This window comes from Paenibacillus sophorae, assembly GCF_018966525.1.
Classification (GTDB): Bacteria; Bacillota; Bacilli; order Paenibacillales; family Paenibacillaceae; genus Paenibacillus_AQ; species Paenibacillus_AQ sophorae.
Genome location: NZ_CP076607.1, coordinates 1,186,506 through 1,205,608, shown reverse-complemented (window position 1 = coordinate 1,205,608; position 19,103 = coordinate 1,186,506). Strand labels below are relative to the sequence as shown.

Below are 19,103 nucleotides of genomic sequence, written 5' to 3'. Positions count from 1 at the left end.
GTATTATCCGATAAAATGAAAAAAGACCGTTATCCCATTTGTCTTAAATGATTGCCTAATCCTCTCATTCCCACTATCTACAATGACGCAGATGCTTTATAATTGATAAAAAGAACAACCAAAAAGGAGGAGCCTATGTCTGAGGAAATACGTAACCAGAAGGATGAACTCGCCAAACTTATCGAGCGTCATTCGGGCCGGGACGGAGTTCACGAGACCGCGATTCCCTCTTTATTTTTGATCCGCTGCTCTAATGTGACCGAACCTGCCTACAGAGTGTACAACCCTTCCCTTTGCTTCATCGCTCAAGGTTTAAAAGAGGTAATGCTGGCGCAGGAACGGTTTGAGTATGGTCCGGCCGACTACCTGATTTCATCCATGAACCTGCCGGTGATCGGCCAGGTCATCAATGCTGCTCCGGGCGCTCCGTATTTGAGCTTCAAGCTTGAATTTACGCAGAGTCAAATTTTGGAGGTTATCAATGACTCCGACATTCAAATCGCCCCGAAAGAAAATGCCAAGCGGGCATTGTTTGTCGGCAAGATAGAGAGTTCTATACTGGATGCGATACTCCGGTTAACCCGTCTGCTGGACAATCCGAAAGACATTCCATTCCTTGCTCCAATTTACACGAAAGAAATTCTATACAGGCTTCTGCAAGGTCAGTATGGAGCTGCGCTGGCGCAAATCGCCATGGAGGGAAGCAGCACCTACCGAATAAGGGACGCGATCGAACAAATTATCCAAAACTGTGATAAGCCTTTGCGCATTGAAGAGCTTGCCGAAACAGCCAATATGAGTATTTCTACGTTTCACCGGCACTTCAAAGAGGTCACCGCGATGAGCCCGATTCAGTTTCAAAAACAACTCCGCTTGCAGGAAGCCCGGCGCCTTCTGTTATCCGAGTCGGCGGACGCCGCCGATGTTGCATTCCGGGTAGGCTACGAGAGCGCATCCCAATTCAGCCGGGAATATTCCCGTATGTTCGGCGCTCCTCCCAGAGCGGACATCAAGCGTCTGAAGGAAAAATATGACCATCGGCTGGACGCGTGATCCTTCTGCCAAGCGAGGGGAACGTCCTCTACAGCATGTTAAAATAAAAAAACTGCCCCTAATGAAATGATTCATTTGGGGCAGTAATCGGCAGTAGCAAACGGGAAGATTTCCCTGTCACTTCATCGCTATACTATTGTGGGACGAACGGGCAAGGCTAAATGAGGCCGCCGCAATACAGACAGCAACCGCGACGGATGCAGCCCCGGTCCAGCTGACCGCCAGCATCGATGCGTTTCTCACGGCAATTCCCCCGATACCGGCGGCCGCGGCTATGCTGAGCTGCAAAATAGAGCCGTACAGGCTGAGCATGATTCCTGAGGCTTCCGGAGCGAGCAAGACCAGGTTATACTGCATACCTGGGCCGGATGACCAGGCCGAGAAAGCCCACAGCATCAAGAGCGGAATGGTGACGAAGGTCGATCCGGCAATCGTGGACAGTAACACAAGAGCGATGACATGGACAACCATGCCGCCCACAAGTGTTCGGGGGATACCGATCCGGTCCGTCAGGAATCCGCCGAACTTGGAACCTACTAACGTAGCGATACCGAAGGCAAAGAGAGCAATGCTCACTTCCCGTTCGCTCATCCGTGAAACAGTTAACAGGAAGGGGGCGATATATGAAAAAAGCACGGCATATCCTAATTGCCAGAAGAATATTACACCAAGGCCGATTACGATTTTCGGATTCTTCAAAAGAGCGAGCTGCTTGCCCAGAGGGACGGCTTCCTCGCCAATTGTAGCCGGAATCATTCGCGCCACAGTGAAGATGGCCAGCAGGCTGAGAATACCGATCCCCCAGAAGATTACCCTCCAATCGTAAGCTGCGGCCACAACACGGCCAATGGGGACGCCGGCAATGAGGGCTGCACTGGCCCCCGTTATTACGGTGGCAATCGCCCCGGCCCGGCGTTCAGGCGAAGCCAGCCTTGACGCGAGCGTCTTGGCGATGGTGGCAAAAACTCCACTTCCTATAGCAAGCAGAACGCGAGAGAAGATGAGAAACCCGAAGCCGGGAAGGACGACAGTCAAAACGCTGCCGAGCGCAATGACGACCAGAGAAAGCATCAATAGCTTGCGCCGATCCATTCTAGCCATCGCCATCATTACAACAGGCGTGCCGATTGCATTGGCAATCGCGAATACCGTGATCAGCTGCCCTGCCGACGATACCGAAATATGGGCGGAGGCCGCTACTTTGTCCAAGATGCCTGCAATGATGAACTCCGATGTAGCGGTCATGAAGGTAATAAAGGCCAGCAAATAAATTTTCCAGGTGTTGTTCATGTTTTGTTTTCCACTATTGGAGTTATGTCCATATCGGCAGCAGCGTTTCTCCGCGGTCCGTCGCGGGTGCGGGAGTAACCGAAAGCGAAGAGATTTCATCGCGCCACTCCGGAGTCATGTCCACATCGGCCGCGGCGAGCGAATCCTCAAGCTGCTCCAGGTTTCTTGCCCCGATAATCGGTGCTGTTACCGCAGGATGCGACATCGCCCAGGCGACGGCTAGCGTCGAAGGCTTCACGCCACGCTTTGCGGCATAGGTATTAAAACGGTCGGCTACGGCAAAATTCATCTCATCCGCGTAGCGATCGGTATATCTTTTTTCTTCAACCAGACGTCCTTGCTCCGGCCGTTTGTCTACTCCATATTTGCCTGTAAGAAGTCCGGCTCCGAGAGGACTGTAGGAAATCACTCCAAGTTGTTCGGAAGCCGCGAGCGGCAAAATTTCGACCTCGGCCTGACGTTTCACCAGGTTATACATCGGCTGGATCAATTCAAAACGGGCAAGCTGCTCTTTTGCGGAAATTCCTAGTGCCTTGGCAATCTGCCAAGCCCCCCAGTTGCTTACCGCCGGATACAGAATTTTGCCTTGCGCCTGAAGGTCATCGAGTGCACGAAGCGTTTCTTCCATCGGTGTCTTCTCATCGAACATATGCACAAAGTAAAAATCGATGCGATCCGTCTTCAAGCGCCGCAGGCTATTTTCAACTTCGAGCATGATATGACGGCGGGAGAGTCCCCCGGCATTGATGTCTTTTCCCATCGGATAGAACACTTTCGTGCTCAGTACAATCTCGTCCCGGCATTCCGCAATACACTCTCCCAGGATTTCTTCGGACCGCCCTCCACTATAAACATTAGCCGTATCAAAAAAGTTAATCCCGGCTTCACGGCAGCGCTTGAACATGGCTTTGGACGTTTCTTCATCCGCGTTTCCGCCAAAAGACATCGTACCGAAGCATAGATTAGAGACCTGAATCCCCGTTTTCCCTACTGTGCGGTATTTCATCTAAAATCCTCCTTAATGATCGATACTTCTTGCCGCATCCAGCAGCACAATATCCGCCGTGCATTTACACCAGGTTTTACCGCAATAAGGACATCCATACTGCTTAATGACGCTATCCGCGTACCAAAACTCATCGATGATAGCGATTCTTTCAAACCCGAGCCGATCAAAAATCGCTTTTGCCATCCATCCGGTATCGGGCTTGACCCAACCGATCGACAGGACTGGACGAGATACGGTTTGAAGAGCTTCCTTGACCAAAGAAAATCCGATTCCTTGTCCGCGAAAAGATTCATCCACCGCAAGTATCGGAATATACGCTACCGGACGTCCGTTTGATCGACGCTCCACGATATGGGCAACCGGATGGTTATACAGCAGCTCGCGGATATTTACATCAAGCTCCAAACTGATTGTTCCAACGATTTGACCATGATGCATTGACATCACCGGGAACAGCTCTTCTTATCATCAATAACCCCAACTCTTTTCGAATAAAAGAACTGCCCCAAAATCAACATTGGGGCAGAACCGACGGCAGTAAGCGAAACGCTGTACTTTAAATTATCTGCTTGCTGCGTGGGACGAATAATCATCTCATTGATGGGAAACCAGATGGCGCACGGTTCCGAATAGATACCAGCCGCGCGGCTACGCGTCCTCGTACGCAAGGGAAGCCGACAGATCACGGTAGGCGTTGATCTGCTGCTGGAGCTCGGCGACCTTTCGCTCGGCTTCGGCGATCGCATCGGCACCGGCGATCCAGCGCAGCGGCGGCTCCTCCTGGCTCGCGATGGTAATCAGCCCATTTGCGAGCTTGGCGGGATCGCCGCCCTGCTTGCCGTTCTGCTCCTCCCACCAAGCCCGGGTTTGAGCATTGCGCTCGGCATAGTCCTCGATGGATAGTTCAGCGTAGGTCGATGACTCCGGCTTAAGGAGCTCGGTGCGGAAGAATCCGGGTTCGACAATGGTCGTTTTAATCCCGAAAGGAGCAACATCGAAGTGAAGCGACTCCATCCAGCCCTCAAGACCGAACTTCGAGGTGGCGTAGGCGGCACAGAACTCATAGCCGACAAGGCCAGCGGTCGAGGAGATGGAGATGATGTGGCCGGAGCGAGCCTTACGCATCACGGGCAGCACGGCCCAGGTGACATTCATTGGGCCAATGAGGTTGGTGGCGAGCTGACGCTCGATCTGCTTCGGGCTCAGCTCCTCGAAGTAACCAAGATAACAGTTGGCGGCGTTGTTGACGAGGACGTCGATCGTTCCGAACCGGTCAACCGCCGTCCTGACTGCGGTCTCGGCGTCGGTTGGATCGGTAACGTCCAGCTTCACGACCAGCAGGTTCTCATCCCCGCCGATGGCCTTAGCCACCGCGTCAGTGCTGCGTCCGGTAGCGACGACCTGGTGGCCGGCAGCCAGGGCAGCCTTGGCGATGTCCACGCCCATGCCGCGTCCGGCTCCGGTGATAAACCAAACTTTTTTGTCGGACATATTTCTCTCCTCCTGTATGGGGGTGTCCCTTATTTCCCTTTCAAGAACACTTCTTTGGCAACCATAATGGCAGACATGGCCTTCGGCCATCCCGCGTAAAAAGCAAGATGGATAATGACTTCTTTGAGCTCTTCTTCCGCCAGACCGTTTTCTTTGGCTTTGTTCAAATGAAATCCCAGTTGTTCCGTGTTCCCGCCAGCGATCAGACTGGCTACGGTAATCAGGCTGCGGTCGCGCGGAGCCAGCTCCTTGCGTTCCCATACATCGCCAAATAGAACATCGTCGGTAAGCTCCACGAGTTTCGGGGCAAAATCTCCGATCGCTTTTTGTGCGCCTGTAAGTTCTTTTTCATTTGACATTTGCTATCCCTTCTTCTCATTAGTTTTTGAGTAATAATAGTTATTGATACATTAATGAACGTTCGTCCATAATTATAAATGGATACAGAACATCTTCAATTGTTAAATAAGTGCGATTTGTCAAATAATGAACAGATGCTTACAAATTGTTTATTTTTATATAGAAAGCATGGTGACCCTCCAATGTCCAAAGTGGACCGAAGGATACTCAAGACGCAGGAAGCGTTAAAGAAAGCTGTTATTGAATTGATGTCGGAAAAGAATTTTGATGACATTACGATACAGGATCTTTCCGACAGGGCGAACGTGAGCCGCGGAACCATCTATCTTCATTACATGGATAAATTCGATCTGCTGGATAAGCTCATTGAAGAACATATTGACGAGCTGCGGAAGCTGTGCGAATCGGCATGTCAATTGGATTTTATCGAGGCAACGTTAATCTTCTGCGAATACTTCGAAAGCCATTATTCATTCTTTTCGCTGATGCTGGCGAGCAAAGGGGCTCCTTATTTCCGCAACCGGTTCCTTGATTTTCTGATCGAAGAGTTCCGCAAAGAAGTGGACATAAACGGAGGAAAAAACGAGGGGTTAAATGAAGAGCTCATCGTCAGGTTCGTTGCGTCGGCTTACGTCGGGGTGGTGGAATGGTGGTTCATGAATGATAAGCCTTTTCCGCATGATGTCTTGGCCAGACAACTGGGGGCTTTATTAGAAAGAAATGTATGATCTGTTCATTAATGAACAAAACCGGCGGTTTTAACAATTGCGTCCCGTATGGATACGTTTATAATACTAAACGAGTGTACATTAAAGTATCAATGTTTTATATCTTCAAGAGAAAAGGAGTAGAGAACAAATATGTGCCAAACTCGAGTTCTAAGTGTCTCCAGCGCCAAAGCGCCATTCGAAAAAACCACGATTGAGCGGAGAGCATTACGCCCGCACGACGTCCTGATCGATATTCAATTCAGCGGGATTTGCCACTCCGACATCCACAGCGCATTCGATGAATGGGGCGGCGGAATTTTCCCCATGGTTCCCGGTCACGAAATCGCCGGAATTGTGTCGGCCGTAGGAACAGAAGTTACCAAATTTGCGGTTGGCGATCGCGTGGGCGTTGGCTGCTTTGTTGACTCCTGCGGAGAATGCGAATACTGCCTTAGCGGCGAGGAGCAATATTGTACGAAAGGCTTTGTCGCCACCTATAACTCCCTGGACTATGACGGCAATCCGACATACGGCGGATACAGCCAAAAAATAGTGGTAACGGAAGGATTCGTTGTCCGTATTCCGGACAGTCTGGAGCTGAATGTGGCAAGCCCGCTGCTGTGTGCAGGCATCACGACATACTCTCCTTTGAAACATTGGAACGCTGGCCCAGGCAAAAAAGTTGCCATTGTGGGAGTGGGGGGTCTTGGCCACCTTGCGATCCAATATGCGCATGCCATGGGTGCTGAAGTCACCGTCCTGAGCCGGTCTATCGGTAAAAAAGAGGAAGCCCTGAGCTTTGGCGCCGATCATTACTTTGCAACGAGCGATCCCGCCACATTTAAAACATTGGCCAGTCAATTCGACCTCATCTTAAATACCGTGTCTGCAAATCTTGACGTTGATGCGTATTTATCGCTGCTTCGCATCGATGGAACGCTTGTCAATGTCGGTGCGCCGGCCGAGCCGGATAAGTACCAGGTATTTTCCTTGATCATGGGCCGCCGCAGTATCGCAGGCTCACTCGTTGGCGGAATCCGGGAAACGCAAGAGATGCTCGATTTCTCCGCGGAGCACGGCATTGCCCCCAAAATCGAGGTGATTCGCGCGGACCAGGTAGACGAAGCGTATCAGCGTGTCCTCCGCAGCGATGTGCGTTATCGATTCGTTATTGACGTGTCTACGTTGTAATTCATAAAGATGGGGCTGTCCCCAAAGTCGTCGTAGATGACTTAGGGATCGCCCCATCTTTTTGAAATAGATGGATAAATTTTGTTGTTTCTTTCGTCTATATGGGAAACTATGCTAATAACAGTTCCGAATTAGAGGCCGGTAGACCGCCTCAGTACTTTCTACAAAATTCAATTGAACCCGCCGTTTACGCGAATCGTCTGACCTGTTATCCAACGGGCTTTGTCGCTGACGAGCAACTCGATCGCATTCGCGATGTCCTCCGGTTCGCCAAGCCGTCCAAACGCATTCATTCGGCGGTACGAATCAATCAACTCCTCTGATTTGCCGTTCAAAAATAACTCGGTCGATACTTGCCCGGGCGCTATGCAATTGATGACGATGTCCTTGGGGCCGAATTCCTTTGCCAACTGACGGGTCAACTGCTCGACCGCACCTTTCGTTGCAGCGTAGACGCTGTACGTTGGGAGCATCGCGCCCGACACGGAGGTCGAGAAGTTGACGATCGTCCCGCCTTTTGCCATATGCTTCATTGCTTGTTGGCAAGCGAAATAAGTCCCTTTCACGTTGATCGCGAAATTCCGGTCAAACATCTCCTCCGTCACATCCGCGATAGCCTTACATTCCATGACGCCGGCATTATTGATCAGAATGTCCAAGCGTCCAAATCGCTCAATAGTCTCCGAGAATAACGCTTCGACTTCATTCACCTTGCTCACATCGGCGCGGATTGCCGCCGCTTCACCACCGGATTGTTCAATCGTCTTTACGACCTCGTCCGCTTTCTCCTGATTCGAAGAATAATTGACAACCACTTTCGCGCCGGATTGCGCTAATTGGATGGCTACTTGCCGTCCGATGCCCCGCGACGCCCCAGTGATGATCGCGACTTTTCCATTCAAACTCATTTCCATTCTCTCCTTTATCTTGATTTTGGCCGATCGGTTTTGTGCGTGTTCGACCTTGTAAATTCATTATATTGAATGTTTGTTTGAACCCGTTAGAACATATCTGTTCAATCCTTGCCTAATTCTCTTCTGACTCGCTATTATAAAAGTAAACCATACCCTCTCTGGAAAGGAACTCGCAAACATGGACGAATCACTGCGAATGGAGCAAGCCTTGCAACAATTGGCGCTCTTGATACGTCGCCATGCTCCGTCGAACGGCACGCATCAGACGTCCGTGCCTTCTTTGGCGTTAATGCATACCACACAGTTGTCAGAACCGCTGGAATCTGTATATAAGCCATCCATTTGCGTCGTGGCGCAAGGGGCGAAAACGGCTACACTGGCCGACGAAACCTACCGATACGATCCTTCGACTTACCTGGCCACTTCCGTTGAATTGCCGATCATCGGCAAAATCATCGAGGCTTCGCCCGAGATCCCGTATTTAAGTTTGAAACTGAGCTTTGACCCCGACGTCATCCTGGACATCGTGAAAGAGACGAATCGTCCCGTTATCGTTCCCGTGGAAGCCTGTCGCGGCATAACCGTGAACCGAACGTCTCCCGCATTACTCGAAGCCATCGTGCGGCTCATGCAGTTGCTAAACGAGCCTGAGGACGTTCCGATTCTGGCGCCGCTCGTCATCCGCGAAATTCTGTATCGAGTGCTTCAAGGCGAACAAGGCGCGCGCATCCATCAATTCGCGATCATTGGCAGCCATGCGCACAACATCGCTCAAGCGATCCAGTTGATTAACCGGCAATACGACCGTCCGCTCGTGATCGAGCAGCTTGCAAAGTCCGTAAACATGAGCACGTCGGCGTTTCATAAACATTTCAAGCGCGTCACGGCGATGAGCCCGTTGCAATACCAGAAAATGGTGCGTTTGCAAGAAGCCCGGCGCTTAATGTTGACGGAGACCGTACAAGCTTCCGATGCGGCCTTCCGCGTAGGCTACGAGAGCCCGTCCCAGTTCAGCCGAGAATATGCCCGTATGTACGGTCGACCACCGATGCTGGATGTTCAGGAGCTTCGCGGTTGATCGCGAGCTCCACTGTGCTTGGCTGAATTCCATGAATGGCAGCAAGAGAAAGTTTGGCATAGACAAAAAACAGGGCCTTGACGATTGATCGTCAAGGCCCTGTTCTCCATATAGTCCGAGTGCGTAGGCGAGTTCCTCCTGTTCTTCCTCGGTCAACTCCAGCTTCGTCTTTTTACCCAATCCCCTCTGCTGCTGAATGAATCCTGCCAGGTAGCCACCCATGCCCTCTCGTGGCACAATAGATTAATGAAAATTTTCACTGTCCATTGACGTGTTTTGGAAGCCCAACTTCAAAAAAATTTTGATGACATTACGATACAGGATCTTTCGCTCTTATTATTCATCAAAGAGAATAAATTCACGATATTTTCGTGCAATGACATCCAGTATCACTTCTAACCCAATCAACGAATAAACGACTTGCCTTTGATAACTTGGCAATGGGGTTGCTTCAAAAAAGAAGGCATAGTCGGCATGCTCGGTCAAAAAATTACTTCCGAATTTCGTAATGGCTGCAATCGTTACATTTTTTATTTTTAACTCCCGGACGACATCTTTTATCATTTCGGTTTCGCCGCTGAACGAAGTAAATATAACCAAATCATCTTCCGTTATAATCGAGCTGTTAATCGCCAAGTTAGTCTCGCCTGAAATCAATATATTTTGACGATTCGCAATCATTAAATCCTTGGAAAATTCTTTTGTGAAATTATTCTGTGAAAAACCGGTGGCGTATAAAAAGACCATGCGCGCATTTTTCAGCTTCACCAGGAAAGGCTGGAAATTCGTTTGTTCCACATATCGAAAAATCCGGTCTAAATCCTGTTTTAATAGTTGAGTCAGATCACTTGGCTCTAGTGAGGATAGGGCCATGCCCGACCTGAGAGCATACTTTAATTCTGAAAATCCATGATATCCCAGCTTTTTGGCCAAGCGAAGCACCGAGCTTTTTGAACTAAGCAATGCCTCGCCTAATTCGACAATATTCATGTTAAGGACATCTTGGGGACGATTGGTTATGAATTTTACCATTTCTTTTTCAGAATCGGTCAAATCGCCATAATTTATCTTTACACGTAAGTCAAAATCCATATAGCTGCTCCTCGTTATGTAATATTACTAAGTAATCATTTATTCAAATAGTATACTGCAAAAAAAGACTAGTAAGAGGAGATTCTCTACTAGTCTAATCCTATTGTCAGTTCTTTATGCTTCAGTATAATAAATTACCGCTTCATACGGGCGAAGCTCCAGATTGCCCAGCTCTTTCCGGGTATCCGGATAATTGGATAGTAACAGTCTGCCGGATGAGTGCTTCAGCTCCTCAGGCAATTTATAATTGACTTTGCTCTCGGAGAAGGAGCAGATGACGACTAGCTTCTGCTGATCCAGAGTACGCGTATACCCGTAGACAGCGGAATCGCCCGGATTGATCAGCTCATAGATTCCATCAACCACAACTGGCAACTCCTTCCGAAGGCGAATTAATTCTTTGTAATGGTAATACACAGAATCTTGATCGGCCAAACAATCCTCCACATTGATCCAATCATTATCCGGGCTGAAATCAATCCACGGTGTTCCGCTTGTAAATCCATACGGTTCTCTTCTATTCCACGGCATCGGTGTGCGCGCATTATCACGGGATTTCAAGAAAATGGACTCTTTCATGTACGCCTCCGGAAGTCCTTTGTCCTCAAATTCTTTCTTCACACCATAGGTTTCAATGTCCTTATACTGATCAAAAGAAGCAAAGCGGACATTGCGCATTCCCAGCTCTTCTCCTTGGTAAATATAAGGCGTGCCCTTCATCATATGAAGGAGTGTTCCTAACATTTTTGCGGATTCTACACGATACTCCTCGTCATTCCCAAAGCGGGTAACTGCACGCGGCTGATCATGATTGCTCCAATAAAGGGAGTTCCATCCCCTGCCTTCCAGTTTGTCCTGCCACTCTGTCATAACGTCCCGTAAATCGCTTAGCTTAAAACGGATGTCTGAGAACTTTCCGTACGGTCCGTAGTCCAGGTGCATGTGATCGAAATGGAAGACCATATTTAATTCTTCCCGATCTGGGTCTGTGTATAAAATCGCTTGGTCACTATTGGTATTTGCTGTCTCTCCCACGGTCATAATATTATATTTGCTCAGTACCTCTTGATTCATTTCACGGAGAAATTCGTGAACGCGCGGTCCATTAGAGGCGCCGATATAATACGATTTGGTATAGATCGCGTCATCCGGTGCATCCGGCCAATCCTGACGTTTACTGATCAAGCTGATCACATCCATCCGGAAACCGTCAATTCCCGTCTCGAACCAGAATTTCATCATATCATAAATCGCTTCACGAACTTTGGGATTCTCCCAGTTCAAATCCGGCTGTTCTTTAGCAAACAGGTGCAGATAATATTGTCCGCGGCTTTTGGCATACTCCCAGGCCGGACCGCCAAAAGTCGAGCCCCAATTCGTAGGCGCGCTTCCATCCTCTTTCGGATCTTTCCAAATATAAAAGTCTGAAAACTCATTGTCACGCGATTCGCATGACTTCTTAAACCATTCATGCTGATCGCTTGTATGATTAACTACCAGGTCCATAATAATCTTGATATCCAAGCGATGCGCTTGATCCAGGAGTCGTTTAAAATCATCCATCGTTCCGTATTCGGGATTGATGTTGTAATAATCGGATATGTCATACCCGTTATCCACCAGCGGTGATTGATAAATCGGATTCAACCAGATCACGCTGATGCCCAAATCCGCTAAATACGGGAGCTTTTCAATGATTCCGTTTAAATCGCCTATGCCGCTCCCGGTTGTATCTTTAAAGCTTTGCGGATAAACCTGATAAACGACACTTTTCTTCCACCAATCTTTTTCGTTCGCCATATTATTCATCTTCTTCATCATCTTTTGGCATATTGGCGACAAAGTCATTCACATACACTAACTGCTGCCTGGCTTCATTCACGGCAAAAAGAATTTGATCCGCTGTTAAATATTCATCCTCAGGCTGTACCAGTACCGCAATGATAACCGGCAGATTGATTCCCGCGATAATATGAAAATGCGGACGGCTTAAATACGCTGCAAATGCCTGATTCACCGATCCCCCGAGCAGGTCCGTGAACACCACTACTTCATCATCTTCCCCTACATCCTCCAACAATTCTTTGATTTCTTCCTTAACAGGGGTGTTCGTCAGGTATGCTGAGAGGGCATGAACATTACCGATACCTTTAGTGATATAATTCAAAGTATCTTTTACGCCTTCTGCCATTTTATCGTGGCTTGCAATGATAATTTTTCGCATTTGTTTCTTTTCCTTCCTCTTTCTTTATCGATTAAACGCCCAAAATTCCAAAGTATGAACAGGCTAACGCTAAAGCAATAATCAAAAATATGATGCTTGTGAGGCCAATCTTCTTCGATCCGATCAGCTTATAGACGACAATGGTCAATACCGCAGGCAGCAACGCCGGCATAATCTTGTCCAATATCTCAGTTTGAATGGGCAGTGTGACTTCCCCTGCTTGATACTTAAGCTGGACATTCATTTTTACAACGGCTGGAATTAATGCGCCAACTACGGTTAACCCCATGATGGAGGCGGCTTCAGTAAAGACATTTAATCTGTCGCCCAGGGCAGTGATTAATTTCAAGCCGGAGGTGTGGCCCACGTCGAACAATTTAATCCGGAAAAAGAAGAAGACGATGTTGAGCAGCAACCAAATAATCGCACCTGTCGGATTTCCCTGTAACCCCATATATCCGGCAATTGACCCCATGATGGTCGGGTACAGTACCCAAATAAGCGTATCTCCAACACCGGCAAGCGGCCCCATCATCCCTGTTTTAAAAGCTTGAACCGCTTCCTTCGATTGGATTCCATCCTTCTGTTCCATCGCCACTGAGGCCCCCAAGAGAAGATTGGCCATCCAGGTGGTGGTATTAAAGTAGTTAAAATGATTATTTAAAGATGCTTTATAGTCCTCATCTTTTTTATGGATTTTGCGTAAAACCTTGTTCAGTCCAAACACAACCGCCGGAGCCTGCTGGTTCTCGTAATTAAAGGTGTTACAAGCCATGAACATATACCGGATGGCGGCTGACCGAATGTCTCTTTTCGTTACCTGATTTGTTGCCGATTCTGCGTTACTCATCGAATTCGTCTCCTTCAACTGAGGTATTGCCACTCCCCGCCGCAGCCGCTGCGGGTGTACTGTTTATTTTTTGGGTGAAGTAATAATAGGCAAAGGCGAAGCCTAAAATGGCAATTCCCAGGATCGGCAAGCCCAGATACGCGGAAATCACAAAGCCAATCAAGAGCATCGTCAAGTATTTCTTCACTGGCATATACTGAAGCAATAATGCAATCCCGACTACCGGCAGCATAGATCCGGCTATGGATAATCCGTCTGTGAACCATTTCGGTACGACATCGAGCAGCAACCTTACGATTTTATCTCCGAATATCACACAAAGTAAGGTTGGAACCGCTGTGGTTAAACCAAAAATAAGGGGGCCAATCCAGAAAATACGGTTCATCTTCCCGAATTTCCCTTCGTTTAAAGCTTTTTGAGCCGCATGAGAAACATAGGAATTGAGTATCTTGCCCAGCACATCCAATTGAATGCCAAGCATTCCGACAGGTACGCCGACCGCCAAGGCAATGGCTTTCGCATGTTCAATATCACTGGTTGTGCGGAGGGCTACGTAAATCCCGACAAGTGTCGCAAGACCGTAATTGGGCACCGAGGACCCGCCTATATTGGCTACACCCAGGGCCATTAATTGGAAGGTCCCGGCTATGACCATGGCCGTAGGGACATCGCCCATGATAAGCCCGGCAATCATTCCGATAATGGACGGGAACCAGGTAGTAATAACAAAGCCTTGTTGGTCAAGAACCATCCAGAAGGCTAATGCAACAATGAGTATCGCTTGTATAATCTCCATTTTTTATCCTCTTCCTGCTTTGTTATTTAATATAGGTTTCCAGTGGTTCTTCCGCATCTCCCGGCACAAAGTGAAAGGTGACCGGAATTCCTTTTTCTTTTAATGCTTTGAGATCGGCTACTTCTTTTTCATTGACCGAAACCATCTTCTTGACCGTTGTTTTCCCTTCACCGTCAAAAATGATCCCGACGTTTACTTTCGGAATTTGAACGCCGCCCTCAGCAAGCTTCAGCAGCGTTTCAGGTTCTCGAACAACCAATAAAACATTATGGTCGTCATATTTTCCGGCATTGAAGTTGGTAATGGCCGTATCCGTATCAATGATCGACATCCCGGTTCCGGCAGGCTTACTCATACGCATAGCTGTTTTTTGGACTTCATCTTTACTCGCGACATCATCCACTACCATCAGCCGTTTGGCTCTTGTATGTCCTGCCCATTGAGTCACCACAATTCCATGAATCAAACGTTGATCAATTCGCGCCAGTACTATACCCATGTCTCTAATCTCCTTTTTGAAAGTGTTTTCTTTATGGCTATGAACAGAGAATATCACCATAAGAAAACGCTAACAATACGTTTGGAGGAAGTTAGGAAAGCGCTTATTAAACCGGGAAAAGTATCAGGCTTAAGGGAAAATTCCCACAGTCCTCCACACGGGCAGCGCAGAGATTAAATTAGGGCCTGTACGCAAACTGTACAACGCGTAGAAGTTAAGTAAAATAAGGAACATGAGACGAAGATATGAGTTAACAGATGAGGAATGGAATGTACTAGAGCCCCTATTGCCCCCGGCCCGAAAGAAACAAGGAGGACGACCGCCTAAAGATCGGCGGCAAATGCTGAACGCGGTACTTTGGGTGGCTCGAACCGGAGCGCCATGGCGAGATTTACCCAGTCATTACGGCCCATGGTCTTCCGCCTACAGTTTCTTCTGGCGGTTGCAAAAAGCGAATAGATGGGATGAGATTCTGAAACACGTTGCCATAGAGCCGGATTGGGATCAAATCATGATGGACGCCACCATCGTCCGCGTCCATCAACATGGAGCGGGTGCAAAAGGGGGCAAGAAAAGCAAGCCATCGGACGTTCACGCGGAGGATTAACCACCAAAATTCATACGATCGTGGATGCGCTGGGCTATCCTCTGCGTTTTGAGTTGACGCCAGGGCAAGACCACGATTCCGTCACCGGCTATCGCCTTCTTCATGAGCTGGAGTTCTGCCCGGGCGAAGTTTTAGCAGATCGCGCTTACGATACAAATGCCATCCTGGAGCTTCTGCAAAGCCGAGCAATCACTCCTGTTATCCCAAGCAAACGCAATCGGCGGGTGAAACGCGCGTTAGACCGTGAAACATATAAAGAGCGACACTTAATCGAATGCTTTTTCAACAAAGTGAAAAACTATCGACGCCTGGCCACCCGCTATGAAAAAACAGCAGATATGTTCATGGCTTTTTTGACTTTGCTTTCGATTCGCTTGTGGCTCAAATAGGTTTGCGTACAGGCCCTAGATTATATGTATAAGAAAAAACATGCCAAAATTAAATAGAAAAACCCCCTGATCCATCAGTATTTCTGACGAATCAAGGGGCACGAACTGTCTCAATCATGTATTGTAAAAAGTCGCAATTATTACTCACGTTTGTTTCTTTCAAAATATGAACCCTTGTTCCTTACTTACTCTCACACATTTATACAGATATATTAATCATTGGAATTATTTAGCTAGGCTGTACTAGTTATACTAAAGCGCTTTCTTCATGTCAAATTTGTTTCAACCTTTGAACAGATTTAGTGTCGCAGTCCCCCACCTCTAACCCAACAGCGAAGGTGGGGGTTAGACACGCCCGCTTCACCAAACATACGTTCTTGTGTTATACTAGATCCATCAAACTTGCGATGGAGGCGTATCTCATGAAGGTGGTCAAAACACTCAAGCATACGATTACGTCTCACCACCACATGCTGGATGCGACTCTCCATGTGTATCAAGAGGCGTTATTGTTCTTGATTACGGTCATTCAAGAGCAGTTTATTGCCTTGGAATCGTTATCCACCCAAGCGGTGGTGACGGCGGTAGAACGGCTGACTCACCGTACCAGGCACAATCCGAATCCGTTCTACGCCGCATTCGATCAACGCTTTTATAAGTTTCCTTCGTACTTCCGCAGAAGTGCCATTGCAGAAGCGTTTGGCATTGTAAAAAGTCATCATTCCCGTTTTCAGCTTTGGCAAGCTGAGCAACAACACGCCCAGCAAGAAGGGAAACGCTTTTCGAAGAAACCGCCGAAATTACAAGCTCAGCATCAGGCGTTCCCTTGCTTGTACAAAGGCAATATGTTCGTTCGAACCTCCGATCGGGCAGCCAAAATCAAGGTATTTCATCAAGGTGATTGGGTATGGCTCCCTATTACCTTTAAAGGGCAAGACCTATTCAAACGTAACGTATGGAGCATGAAAGAATGCAGTCCCACATTGGTCCGAAAAGGAAAACGCTATGCCCTTCATATCGCCTATGAAGGGGATGTGCCGTTGATTTGGGGTTAACGAATTCCGCAGTCTGTTCCGTGATGGACGCTAACGGCACTGTCTTGGCGAGGATCTTTATCAACCAAGCCAAAGAAAAAGATCGGATGCGCCAAATCATAGGCAAACGGAAACAAGCCCAGCGTCAATCCGGTAGAGGCGCAAAACCGAATTTCTGGCGGCGGATGAACGGCTTACAGACGCATATCGTCCACGATACCGCGCATCAAATCCTCGCCTATGCCCAAAAGCACAGCGCAGAGGTCATTGTCATGGAGTATTTAGGCAAGATGCGTCTCCCTAAAGGAACGTGGGGAGCCAAGCGGTTTCGAGCCAAACTCCAGTTTTGGGCCAAACGGCGCATCCAAACGAAAGTGACCGAAATGGCTCATTTCATAGGGATGCGGGTTTCCATGGTCAATCCTGCAAATACAAGTGCGCTTGCTTTTGATGGCAGTGGATGGGTACAACGAAACACGAAGCGTGATATTGCTGTATTCACAACAGGCAAAACGTATCACGCGGACCTTAATGCCTCGTATAACATCGGCGCACGGTACGTGTTACGCAGTATACACAAAGCCACATCTGAAAAGATGTGGTTGTCCTTGGAGGCAAAAGACCCTTCATTGGCAAAACGAACGTATTGGACGTTGGCTTCCCTCATTCGGGTGCAACAGGCGCTGAGCCTTCAATCATGAAGCTCGCAAGCGTGTGCAACCCTGTATCGATGCCAACAGAAGCCCCAACTTCATGCGTAAGCTAAGTGGGGGAGAGTTCACTTCGCTTTTTCTTTATTCGCCACAGGTTGATCTACCTTTACAAAATGCATGATGAATGCTCCTGCAAAGTAACAAATAGCAAAAGCCCATATGACTCCTTCTTCGTGAAAAAATGGTAAAATAATCGTCGCAATAGCAGGTGCAATTAAATTGCTTAACCCCGCAGCAAGATTGTGAGCAGACAAAATAGGGCCAATATGATTAGGTTCTAGAGCAGTGAAAATTGCAAATATGGGTACAAAAGCCGACTCTGCGATTCCAAATAGTACAGCTGCTAAAACGGCAATCCAAAAAATATTTCCGCTACTCATAGGTAAATAACTCAACTTTCGCAGCTCAAATCTTTAAACAAACCCTTGATATAGCTGGGTAAACTAGAGATCCAATCCTGCAGTTGACAAAAAACCGACGTTTGGTTCTTCTTGGTCTTCGCTTGAGCCATTTCGAGAAATAAAATCATGAGTTGCTGGAGCGCAGTCTGGAAGTTCAGATCGCGGACCTCGTCCGCAAAGAGAAAAAAGAGTCCACCGAGTGTTCGATCATCACTGGCTTGACGACGTTCGTATTCCATTGCCAAATAACGGCTGAATACAATGGTAGTATGGCTAATCAGTTGGTCAAACGAACGGCCTTGAAACTCCGTTCCGAGTTTTAAATAGCTTTTGGTTACTTTGAAAAAGGTCTCTATATTCCAACGCATCCCGTAAATTCGCACGATTTCGGCGGAATCCAGGGAGACGTCTGTACTTAAAATCGCAAGCCATTCCCGCCGTTTGTTGCGGTTGCGCACAAAAACGAGCTTCACGGGCAGACCGCAGGTCGTGTGTATGCTCATGGAACCTTTAATGTCTTTGGAACTCGACTTCGGAAGGCTTTGAAAGACTTCACGTAGCGTCATTCGCTGTCCTTGAACAAGATATCGCTGTTTCATCTCCTTCACCATCCCAATGACGGAAAGGCCTTTGTCCGTTAATTGGCGAAGAAGTGGGGCTTGAGTAAACCAGCTATCCATGAGTACGTAATCAGCGGTAAAACCTGCAGCTAACGCCCTTTCCAACAACGAGACTACGGCATCCGGTTTTCGAGAGAAAGACTCCATTCGACGCTTGTACCCCATGCTGCGTTTTGAGATTTTTGAAGTCATTTCGCAGATTCGATTTGCAAGCTTGGCCGAAGAAAGCATGACAAAGTCAAGCGGAGCAAAGCTAAAGCCATCTGACCAGCCTAGCGTCAGCAGGGTGTAGCCTTTGGTGAACTTACCTGTCGTATGGTCAAATACCCGAGCTAATAATTCGGCTTTTTTACTCCGATTTCGGCTCAGCACGGAATCGTCGATGATGAATACTCGCACACGAGAAGATGAAATGAGTGACTCAAAATGCGACACGATTCTAAAGCTTAGCGTATGCAGAAATTTCCTCCACGCAAAGGAAGGATGATTCAGGAATCGATAGACGACATCTTTTCCAGGAAGATACGTGCCCCGCTGGCTTTCTAGCAACCGGAACCAGTTCTTTCCCTCAAATACCAAAGAGAAGACGATTTGAAAGACCGCGAGACTGGAAAGGCCAAATGACTTGGAAATCCCCGCATTTCGTAAGGATTTCCCGATTTGAAGAGTAGCGAAAAGTTTGGAAAAGCGAGACTGTTCAGACAGGGAATGTTGTTGTAACATAGAGTTACGCACCTTTCTTGTTGGCATGGTTGCTCGACACTTCCATGATACCAAACAAG

At 48.0% G+C, this 19,103-nt stretch carries 20 protein-coding genes and 1 pseudogene; 7 read left to right on the top strand and 14 right to left on the bottom strand.

Annotated features, from left to right (window positions below):
• Nucleotides 1-135 precede the first annotated feature (135 nt).
• Entirely contained in the window at nt 136-1,053 is a 918-nt protein-coding gene (locus tag KP014_RS05750) for an AraC family transcriptional regulator (protein WP_036598157.1), read from the top strand.
• A gap of 117 nt (nt 1,054-1,170) precedes the next feature.
• Here KP014_RS05750 and KP014_RS05745 read toward each other — a convergent pair whose 3' ends face one another.
• The 5 genes from KP014_RS05745 to KP014_RS05725 all read right to left on the bottom strand — a co-directional run bounded on the left by KP014_RS05745 (nt 1,171) and on the right by KP014_RS05725 (nt 5,202).
• A complete protein-coding gene (locus KP014_RS05745) occupies nt 1,171-2,343 on the bottom strand; it encodes an MFS transporter (protein ID WP_036598159.1) in 1,173 nt (390 codons plus the stop codon).
• Nucleotides 2,344-2,365: 22 nt separating this feature from the next.
• On the bottom strand, nt 2,366-3,349 hold the full coding sequence (locus KP014_RS05740; RefSeq protein ID WP_036598160.1) for an aldo/keto reductase: 984 nt from the start codon (nt 3,347-3,349) through the stop codon (nt 2,366-2,368).
• Between the two features lie 12 nt (nt 3,350-3,361).
• A complete protein-coding gene (locus KP014_RS05735) occupies nt 3,362-3,790 on the bottom strand; it encodes a GNAT family N-acetyltransferase (protein ID WP_216700460.1) in 429 nt (142 codons plus the stop codon).
• Nucleotides 3,791-4,000: 210 nt separating this feature from the next.
• Complete coding sequence (locus KP014_RS05730; RefSeq protein ID WP_036598163.1) at nt 4,001-4,843, bottom strand: SDR family NAD(P)-dependent oxidoreductase; 843 nt, start codon at nt 4,841-4,843, stop codon at nt 4,001-4,003.
• A gap of 29 nt (nt 4,844-4,872) precedes the next feature.
• Nucleotides 4,873-5,202, bottom strand: a complete 330-nt coding sequence (locus KP014_RS05725; RefSeq protein WP_036598164.1) for a carboxymuconolactone decarboxylase family protein — start codon at nt 5,200-5,202, stop codon at nt 4,873-4,875.
• A 183-nt stretch (nt 5,203-5,385) separates the two neighbouring features.
• Between KP014_RS05725 and KP014_RS05720 the strand changes: the two genes are divergently transcribed.
• Entirely contained in the window at nt 5,386-5,931 is a 546-nt protein-coding gene (locus KP014_RS05720) for a TetR/AcrR family transcriptional regulator (RefSeq protein ID WP_036598165.1), read from the top strand.
• A gap of 132 nt (nt 5,932-6,063) precedes the next feature.
• Nucleotides 6,064-7,104, top strand: coding sequence for an NAD(P)-dependent alcohol dehydrogenase (locus tag KP014_RS05715; protein WP_036598166.1), 1,041 nt, complete (start codon nt 6,064-6,066; stop codon nt 7,102-7,104).
• 170 nt (nt 7,105-7,274) lie between these two features.
• On the opposite strand, the gene KP014_RS05710 is transcribed toward KP014_RS05715, so the two are convergent.
• A complete protein-coding gene (locus tag KP014_RS05710) occupies nt 7,275-8,012 on the bottom strand; it encodes an SDR family oxidoreductase (protein ID WP_036598168.1) in 738 nt (245 codons plus the stop codon).
• A 184-nt stretch (nt 8,013-8,196) separates the two neighbouring features.
• On the opposite strand from KP014_RS05710, the gene KP014_RS05705 reads away from it, so the two are divergent.
• Entirely contained in the window at nt 8,197-9,096 is a 900-nt protein-coding gene (locus tag KP014_RS05705) for an AraC family transcriptional regulator (protein ID WP_036598170.1), read from the top strand.
• A gap of 336 nt (nt 9,097-9,432) precedes the next feature.
• On the opposite strand, the gene KP014_RS05700 is transcribed toward KP014_RS05705, so the two are convergent.
• The 6 genes from KP014_RS05700 to KP014_RS05675 all read right to left on the bottom strand — a co-directional run bounded on the left by KP014_RS05700 (nt 9,433) and on the right by KP014_RS05675 (nt 14,557).
• A complete protein-coding gene (locus tag KP014_RS05700) occupies nt 9,433-10,188 on the bottom strand; it encodes a MurR/RpiR family transcriptional regulator (protein WP_036598171.1) in 756 nt (251 codons plus the stop codon).
• Nucleotides 10,189-10,302: 114 nt separating this feature from the next.
• Nucleotides 10,303-11,988 (bottom strand): alpha-glucosidase, encoded by a 1,686-nt coding sequence (locus KP014_RS05695; protein WP_036598181.1) that lies wholly within the window; start codon nt 11,986-11,988, stop codon nt 10,303-10,305.
• A 1-nt stretch (nt 11,989) separates the two neighbouring features.
• Nucleotides 11,990-12,412 (bottom strand): PTS sugar transporter subunit IIA, encoded by a 423-nt coding sequence (locus KP014_RS05690; RefSeq protein ID WP_036598173.1) that lies wholly within the window; start codon nt 12,410-12,412, stop codon nt 11,990-11,992.
• Between the two features lie 31 nt (nt 12,413-12,443).
• Nucleotides 12,444-13,262 (bottom strand): PTS system mannose/fructose/sorbose family transporter subunit IID, encoded by an 819-nt coding sequence (locus tag KP014_RS05685; protein ID WP_036598175.1) that lies wholly within the window; start codon nt 13,260-13,262, stop codon nt 12,444-12,446.
• Nucleotides 13,255-14,058, bottom strand: a complete 804-nt coding sequence (locus tag KP014_RS05680; protein WP_036598176.1) for a PTS mannose/fructose/sorbose/N-acetylgalactosamine transporter subunit IIC — start codon at nt 14,056-14,058, stop codon at nt 13,255-13,257. Before KP014_RS05680 ends, KP014_RS05685 begins: the two co-directional genes overlap by 8 nt.
• 22 nt (nt 14,059-14,080) lie before the next feature.
• Nucleotides 14,081-14,557, bottom strand: a complete 477-nt coding sequence (locus KP014_RS05675; RefSeq protein ID WP_036598177.1) for a PTS sugar transporter subunit IIB — start codon at nt 14,555-14,557, stop codon at nt 14,081-14,083.
• Between the two features lie 262 nt (nt 14,558-14,819).
• Between KP014_RS05675 and KP014_RS05670 the strand changes: the two are divergent.
• The 3 genes and pseudogenes from KP014_RS05670 to KP014_RS28640 all read left to right on the top strand — a co-directional run.
• Nucleotides 14,820-15,553 (top strand): annotated as a pseudogene (locus KP014_RS05670) (IS5 family transposase); the annotation flags it as partial.
• 422 nt (nt 15,554-15,975) lie between these two features.
• Entirely contained in the window at nt 15,976-16,608 is a 633-nt protein-coding gene (locus KP014_RS28645; RefSeq protein WP_246590645.1) for a hypothetical protein, read from the top strand.
• A gap of 23 nt (nt 16,609-16,631) precedes the next feature.
• Nucleotides 16,632-17,288: an IS200/IS605 family accessory protein TnpB-related protein gene (locus KP014_RS28640; RefSeq protein WP_246590644.1), complete on the top strand. Its 657-nt coding sequence runs from the start codon at nt 16,632-16,634 to the stop codon at nt 17,286-17,288.
• A gap of 77 nt (nt 17,289-17,365) precedes the next feature.
• Here KP014_RS28640 and KP014_RS05660 read toward each other — a convergent pair whose 3' ends face one another.
• The gene (locus tag KP014_RS05660) at nt 17,366-17,680 is read right to left on the bottom strand and encodes an MFS transporter (RefSeq protein ID WP_216700459.1); all 315 of its coding nucleotides are present in this window, start codon (nt 17,678-17,680) and stop codon (nt 17,366-17,368) included.
• 11 nt (nt 17,681-17,691) lie between these two features.
• Nucleotides 17,692-19,044, bottom strand: a complete 1,353-nt coding sequence (locus KP014_RS05655; protein WP_036587643.1) for an IS4 family transposase — start codon at nt 19,042-19,044, stop codon at nt 17,692-17,694.
• Nucleotides 19,045-19,103 lie beyond the last annotated feature (59 nt).

Bases quoted from the DNA above. Each gene is read 5' to 3' on its own strand.
- KP014_RS28640 (WP_246590644.1), top strand. From the start codon at position 16,632: ATGGACGCTAACGGCACTGTCTTGGCGAGGATCTTTATCAACCAAGCC.
- KP014_RS05735 (WP_216700460.1), bottom strand. From the start codon at position 3,790: ATGCATCATGGTCAAATCGTTGGAACAATCAGTTTGGAGCTTGATGTA.
- KP014_RS05690 (WP_036598173.1), bottom strand. From the start codon at position 12,412: ATGCGAAAAATTATCATTGCAAGCCACGATAAAATGGCAGAAGGCGTA.
- KP014_RS05730 (WP_036598163.1), bottom strand. From the start codon at position 4,843: ATGTCCGACAAAAAAGTTTGGTTTATCACCGGAGCCGGACGCGGCATG.
- KP014_RS05720 (WP_036598165.1), top strand. From the start codon at position 5,386: ATGTCCAAAGTGGACCGAAGGATACTCAAGACGCAGGAAGCGTTAAAG.
- KP014_RS05750 (WP_036598157.1), top strand. From the start codon at position 136: ATGTCTGAGGAAATACGTAACCAGAAGGATGAACTCGCCAAACTTATC.
- KP014_RS05655 (WP_036587643.1), bottom strand. From the start codon at position 19,044: ATGTTACAACAACATTCCCTGTCTGAACAGTCTCGCTTTTCCAAACTT.
- KP014_RS05680 (WP_036598176.1), bottom strand. From the start codon at position 14,058: ATGGAGATTATACAAGCGATACTCATTGTTGCATTAGCCTTCTGGATG.
- KP014_RS05660 (WP_216700459.1), bottom strand. From the start codon at position 17,680: ATGAGTAGCGGAAATATTTTTTGGATTGCCGTTTTAGCAGCTGTACTA.
- KP014_RS05745 (WP_036598159.1), bottom strand. From the start codon at position 2,343: ATGAACAACACCTGGAAAATTTATTTGCTGGCCTTTATTACCTTCATG.
- KP014_RS05685 (WP_036598175.1), bottom strand. From the start codon at position 13,262: ATGAGTAACGCAGAATCGGCAACAAATCAGGTAACGAAAAGAGACATT.
- KP014_RS28645 (WP_246590645.1), top strand. From the start codon at position 15,976: ATGAAGGTGGTCAAAACACTCAAGCATACGATTACGTCTCACCACCAC.
- KP014_RS05740 (WP_036598160.1), bottom strand. From the start codon at position 3,349: ATGAAATACCGCACAGTAGGGAAAACGGGGATTCAGGTCTCTAATCTA.
- KP014_RS05715 (WP_036598166.1), top strand. From the start codon at position 6,064: ATGTGCCAAACTCGAGTTCTAAGTGTCTCCAGCGCCAAAGCGCCATTC.
- KP014_RS05695 (WP_036598181.1), bottom strand. From the start codon at position 11,988: ATGGCGAACGAAAAAGATTGGTGGAAGAAAAGTGTCGTTTATCAGGTT.
- KP014_RS05705 (WP_036598170.1), top strand. From the start codon at position 8,197: ATGGACGAATCACTGCGAATGGAGCAAGCCTTGCAACAATTGGCGCTC.
- KP014_RS05710 (WP_036598168.1), bottom strand. From the start codon at position 8,012: ATGAGTTTGAATGGAAAAGTCGCGATCATCACTGGGGCGTCGCGGGGC.
- KP014_RS05675 (WP_036598177.1), bottom strand. From the start codon at position 14,557: ATGGGTATAGTACTGGCGCGAATTGATCAACGTTTGATTCATGGAATT.
- KP014_RS05725 (WP_036598164.1), bottom strand. From the start codon at position 5,202: ATGTCAAATGAAAAAGAACTTACAGGCGCACAAAAAGCGATCGGAGAT.
- KP014_RS05700 (WP_036598171.1), bottom strand. From the start codon at position 10,188: ATGGATTTTGACTTACGTGTAAAGATAAATTATGGCGATTTGACCGAT.